The sequence below is a fragment of the Psychrobacillus sp. genome, assembly GCF_056205495.1.
Window position 1 is genome coordinate 22,283 of record NZ_JBAEAP010000279.1, and the last position, 6,000, is coordinate 28,282.

Sequence of the window (6,000 nt, forward strand, 5' to 3'; positions counted from 1 at the left end):
AAGACCAAATCCTAATCGATTTGGTCTTTCTTTTTTATGCTTCTGTTGTATATCTTACTACTACGGATCCTGTTTTAGCGTCTCCATATATTCTTAACGGCTCTTTTTCAGAGTCAACAACCTTTGTGAAAGCAACACGTTTATTGAGCACCTGCTCTGACTGGTTTAATTGAGTTACATCTGTAAGCTGTACATCGATACGACCTAGCTGAGTAGTAGTCTCACCTTTTAAGGAAATATCTTTAGGCACATAGATTTCTACCGTGCCAGCTACAGCTGTCCCTTCAATTTTACGAGCTTCTTTGTCTTTCGTTGTTAAAATAACATGTCCACTAACGGATGAACCTTCAATTTCCTTCAGTTTACCATCAACATAAATGCGACCATTCATTGTTTCTACTTCTACTGTGTCACCTTCGACATGTTGAAGCTGAACAGAGCCATTTACTGTTTCTATATCTGCACGATGGAACTTACTGTTTTCTAATTCAACCTTACCATTTGTTGTTTTAATCTTGAATGTATTAGCCTCTAGATTTTGTGCTACAAAATCACCGTTAAACAAACGAGCAGAAATATGGTTATACTCTTTTTCTGGAACAAACAAAGCTACTTGTACGGAAATAGTTTTCATATCGCTATATACGCGTAGCTTGTTTCCTTCAGTAGTAAATATAAACTCTTCTTGGAATCTCTTTCTTGCCTCTTCCTCTGTAGAGTTCTTAAAGGATTTGACTTTCACCGTAGCATGAGCAAATGGCTCCTCCGATGGAAAGATGTTCACTTTACCATTTGTAAGGTTAATCGAGATATCGTCAAATTGCACATCTTGTTTTACAAACTTCTCTTCAAAAGTAACAGGATCATTGAATTTCATTTCAAACTCGAAATCCTTCATTTTATCTACAGTCCCCTGCATGAACTGCATAAAACGATCTCCTACCATTGTAAAATCACGTTTTAAGTCCTCGATAAAATCTGCGCTACCTTGTTTAACTTGTTCTGTTTTTTTCTCTTCTTCAAACTTTTGAGTATTTACTGGGGGAGTTACAATTGTTGCTTGCTTACCTAGCTCTTCTAAAAGTGCCAGTGCTTCCTGTGCAGTAATCGTGCCGTTTTCAACCATATCCAAAATACGTTTACGCTCTTCTTGCATAGTTAAAGGCCTCCTCATAAATTTAAAAGTATATTACAAATATCTTCCTACTAGTTATACGTTCTGTGAGCCAAAAGGTTTCACTTACGTTTTTTAGGCTTTAACTTTTTGTTGTTGCTTTATTAATGCCTTCTTCCATTCTTTTACGATCTCGCTCTAAAATAGGCTTTAAATAGTTTCCAGTATAAGAGCCTTTTGCTTCTGCAATTTTCTCGGGTGTCCCTGTTGCTAAAATGGTTCCGCCCTTGTCTCCACCCTCAGGCCCCAAATCGATTAAGTGATCTGCCGTCTTAATCACATCTAGGTTATGCTCAATCACTAAAACTGTGTCTCCATTTTCAACTAAGCGTTGTAAAACGCCAAGCAGTCTCGCTATATCATCTACATGTAATCCAGTAGTTGGTTCGTCTAGAATATAAAATGACTTACCATTAGAACGCTTATGCAGCTCCGATGCTAGCTTCACTCGTTGTGCTTCTCCACCTGAAAGAGTAGTAGCTGGTTGTCCCAGCTCCATGTATCCCAAACCTACATCAAAGATTGTTTGGATCTTGCGACTTATTTTTGGATGATTTTCAAAGAATGCTAAAGCATCCTCAACTGTCATCTTCAAAATGTCTGCAATACTTTTTCCTTTATACAATACTTCAAGTGTTTCCCGGTTGTATCGTTTTCCATGACAAATCTCACAAGGCACGTAGACATCTGGTAAAAAGTGCATCTCTATTTTGATAATACCGTCTCCGCGACAGGCTTCACAACGTCCTCCTTTTATATTGAAGCTAAAGCGCCCCTTTTTATATCCTCGAATTTTCGCCTCGTTTGTTGAGGCAAAAAGATCCCGTATATCGTCAAATACCCCTGTATAAGTTGCAGGATTCGAACGAGGAGTGCGCCCAATAGGAGACTGATCGATTTCAATTACCTTATCAAGCATTTCAATTCCTTCTATTGTTTTATGTGCACCTGGCTTCGTTCTAGCTCGATTAATTTGATGTGCCAATGATTTATAAAGAATCTCATTCACCAATGTACTTTTTCCTGATCCGGATACCCCTGTGACTGCTGTAAATACTCCTAACGGGATATCGACACTCACATTCTTCAGGTTATTTTCAGTCGCACCTTTAATCTTGATATAACGGCCATCTGGCTTTCTTCGTTCAATAGGTAGCGGAATATACTTTTTACCACTTAAGTATTGACCAGTTAGTGAATTACTATCTTTCATTACTTCCTCTGGAGTTCCAGCTGCAACAATTTCTCCACCGTGGACACCAGCACCTGGTCCCACATCGATTAAATAGTCTGCTGCCATCATCGTGTCCTCATCGTGCTCAACTACGATTAACGTATTTCCTATATCTCGCATATCCTTGAGTGTTGCAACTAAGCGATCATTGTCCCTTTGGTGGAGACCAATAGAAGGCTCATCTAGAATATAAAGTACACCAGTAAGTCTTGAGCCTATTTGCGTTGCTAATCGAATTCGTTGTGCCTCTCCTCCAGATAATGTTCCAGATGCACGATTAAGCGTCAAATAATTTAACCCTACATTATCAAGGAAGCTCAGACGTTCATCAATTTCTCTTAGCACTAGTCGAGCTATTTGCATATCCTTCTCGGATAGCTTTAATTCCTTAAAGAACTTATATGCTTCTTCTATGGAAAACTCAGATACTTGACCGATATGCATAGAATCCACTTTTACTGCCATTGTTTCTTCTTTTAAACGATACCCCTTACAAGTAGGACAGTCATGCTCTGCCATATACTTTTCCATTTGTTCACGAGTGTAGTTGGAAGATGTATCTCTATAACGTCTTTCTATATTTGCAAGCACGCCTTCAAATTGAATTAGATTATCTCGCATTTGGCCGTATTCATTTTGGTAACGGAAACGAATTTTGTCCTTACCCGAGCCGTACATAATTTTGTTCCATTGATCAATTGGTAATTTTTCGACTGGTACATTCATTTTTATTTTGTAATGCTTGCACACTGCTTCTAGTAGCTTAGGATAGTATTGAGAACTTGTTGGCTGCCATGCAACAATTGCACCTTCTTCTAAAGTTAAGCTCTTATCTGGGACAACTAAATCTGGGTCAACCTCCAATTTAGCCCCTAGACCATCACAATCACTACATGCACCAAAAGGGCTGTTAAATGAAAACATTCTTGGCTCTAACTCACCAATAGAAAATCCACAAATGGGACATGCATGATGCTCGCTAAATAGTAGTTCCTCTTGCTCCATCACATCTATTAAAACTCGTCCATCTCCAAGTCTTAATGCAGATTCTAAGGAATCGCTTATTCGAGCAGCAATCCCTTCCTTTATAACAATTCGGTCGATTACTACTTCAATATTATGCTTCTTATTTTTGTCTAAAGTTATATCGTCATCTAAATCTATTAAATCTCCATTAATACGAACACGCACGTATCCTTGCTTTTTCATGTCCTCTAGCAATTTCACATGAGTTCCCTTACGTCCAGAAACAATCGGGGCAAGAATTTGCATTTTTGTTCTTTCTGGATATTCAACGAGTCTATCAACCATTTGCTCAATTGTTTGTGAGGATATCTCTATTCCATGCTTCGGGCAAATCGGTTTACCAACCCGAGCGTATAGCAATCTCATGTAATCGTAAATTTCAGTAACTGTTGCAACCGTAGATCTTGGGTTCTTACTTGTTGTCTTTTGGTCAATCGAAATAGCAGGTGACAGACCTTCTATAGAATCCACATCTGGCTTGTCCATTTGGCCTAGAAATTGTCTTGCATAGGCCGACAAGGATTCAACATAACGTCTTTGCCCTTCCGCATAGATCGTATCAAAAGCTAAAGAAGACTTACCAGAACCAGATAAACCTGTCATTACGACAAGCTTATCTCTTGGTATTTTAATACTTATATCTTTTAAATTATTTGTTCGAGCACCTTGAATATTAATTTCTTGGTTTTTCACCAATCATCATCCTTCCAGCTTGAGCTCTAGAATTGCGTCACGTAATTCTGCAGCTCGTTCAAAGTTAAGCGCTTTTGCAGCATCTTTCATCTCTTTTTCGAGTTTGTCTAATAGTTTACCCTTTTCTTCCTTCGTTAAGACTTTTCCGCTAGTTAATTGCTGTACATAGCTTTCTTCGTCTTCCGCCACTTGAGAGGCTCGTATTACTTCTCTAATTTTCTTCTCAATCGTTTTAGGTGTGATGCCATGCTTTTCGTTATATTCCATTTGAATGGTACGACGACGCTTTGTTTCACTAATGGCCTTTGTCATAGAATCTGTCATTTTATCGGCATACATAATAACTTCACCGTTAGAGTTTCGGGCAGCTCGCCCAATAGTTTGTATTAATGAACGCTCTGAACGTAGGAAGCCTTCTTTATCCGCATCCAAAATAGCGACCAGTGAAACCTCAGGTAAGTCTAATCCTTCTCGCAATAGGTTAATTCCTATCAGGACATCATACGTTCCTAAACGAAGCTCTCGAATAATCTCAATTCGCTCTAATGTTTTTATCTCTGAGTGCAGATATTGTACTTTTATACCAATTTCCTTTAAGTAATCAGTTAAATCCTCGGACATTTTCTTGGTTAAAGTTGTTATTAAGACTCGTTCATTTTTAGCAGATCGTTCATATATTTCATTAATTAAATCATCTATTTGTCCTTCAATCGGCTTCACTGTAATAATAGGATCTAATAATCCCGTAGGTCGGATAATCTGCTCGACCATTTCTGGTGTATGTTCTAACTCATATGGTCCCGGAGTTGCTGATACAAAGATAGCCTGATTGATATGTCCCTCAAATTCTTGGAAAGTGAGCGGACGGTTATCTAATGCAGAAGGTAATCGGAAACCATGATTTACTAGCACAGATTTCCGCGCCTGGTCTCCATTAAACATTCCTCTAACCTGTGGTAATGAAACGTGGCTTTCATCTACTACAAGTAAAAAATCCTTCGGAAAATAATCTAATAATGTATAAGGGGTTGCTCCAGCTTCTCTTAACGTCAAGTGACGAGAGTAATTTTCGATACCTGAACAGAAGCCCATTTCCTCCATCATTTCTAAATCATAATTCGTTCGCTGCTCCAGTCTTTGAGCTTCTAATAATTTATCCTCACTACGAAGAATAGTAAGCTGCTCCTCTAGTTCCTGACGAATATTATTTATGGCTATTTTCATCTTTTCTTCTCGTGTTACGAAGTGGGATGCTGGGAAAATAGCTACATGATCCCGTTCACCCAATATTTCTCCTGTTAAGGCATCCACTTCTCGAATTCGATCTATTTCATCACCAAAAAATTCTACCCTTAGACATCTCTCATCACGAGAGGCAGGGAAAATTTCCACTACATCTCCACGGACTCGAAATGTTCCACGAGTAAAATTAATATCGTTTCGTTCATATTGCACATCCACTAATTTTCTTAACAGTTGGTTTCGATCGATTTCCATTCCAACTCTTAGTGACACGACCATTTCTTTATATTCTTCTGGATTTCCTAGTCCATAAATACAGGAAACAGAAGCAATAATAATGACATCCTTACGCTCAAATAATGAGGAAGTGGCTGAATGTCGCAATTTATCAATTTCTTCATTAATACTAGAATCTTTTTCAATATAAGTATCCGTTTGTGGCACATATGCCTCTGGTTGAAAGTAGACATAATAGCTGACAAAGTATTCCACTGCATTGTTAGGAAAGAATTCCTTGAAGTCACTATAAAGCTGTCCTGCGAGTGTCTTGTTATGAGCCATGACAAGGGTTGGCTTATTAATTTGTTGGATTACATTTGAAATAGTAAAGGTTTTACCAGTACCTGTGGCC

3 protein-coding genes are annotated in these 6,000 nt (G+C 38.4%); all 3 read right to left on the reverse strand.

Going from position 1 to position 6,000, the window contains the following annotated elements; translation table 11 throughout:
- Positions 1–34: 34 nt before the first annotated feature.
- Complete coding sequence (locus tag AC06OU_RS08235) at positions 35–1,156, reverse strand: DUF4097 family beta strand repeat-containing protein (protein WP_475855140.1); 1,122 nt, start codon at positions 1,154–1,156, stop codon at positions 35–37.
- A 100-nt stretch (positions 1,157–1,256) separates the two neighbouring features.
- Positions 1,257–4,127 carry an excinuclease ABC subunit UvrA gene (gene uvrA, locus AC06OU_RS08240; protein ID WP_475855141.1) on the reverse strand — a complete coding sequence of 957 codons (2,871 nt, stop codon included), beginning with the start codon at positions 4,125–4,127 and terminating at the stop codon, positions 1,257–1,259.
- Between the two features lie 6 nt (positions 4,128–4,133).
- Positions 4,134–6,000, reverse strand: a 1,867-nt coding sequence (gene uvrB, locus AC06OU_RS08245; RefSeq protein WP_475855143.1) for an excinuclease ABC subunit UvrB, incomplete at its 5' end; no start/stop codon positions are given.

What these genes read in the sequence shown, in the direction of transcription:
- AC06OU_RS08235 (WP_475855140.1), bottom strand. Translation starts at nt 1,156, where the DNA reads ATGCAAGAAGAGCGTAAACGTATTTTGGATATGGTTGAAAACGGCACG.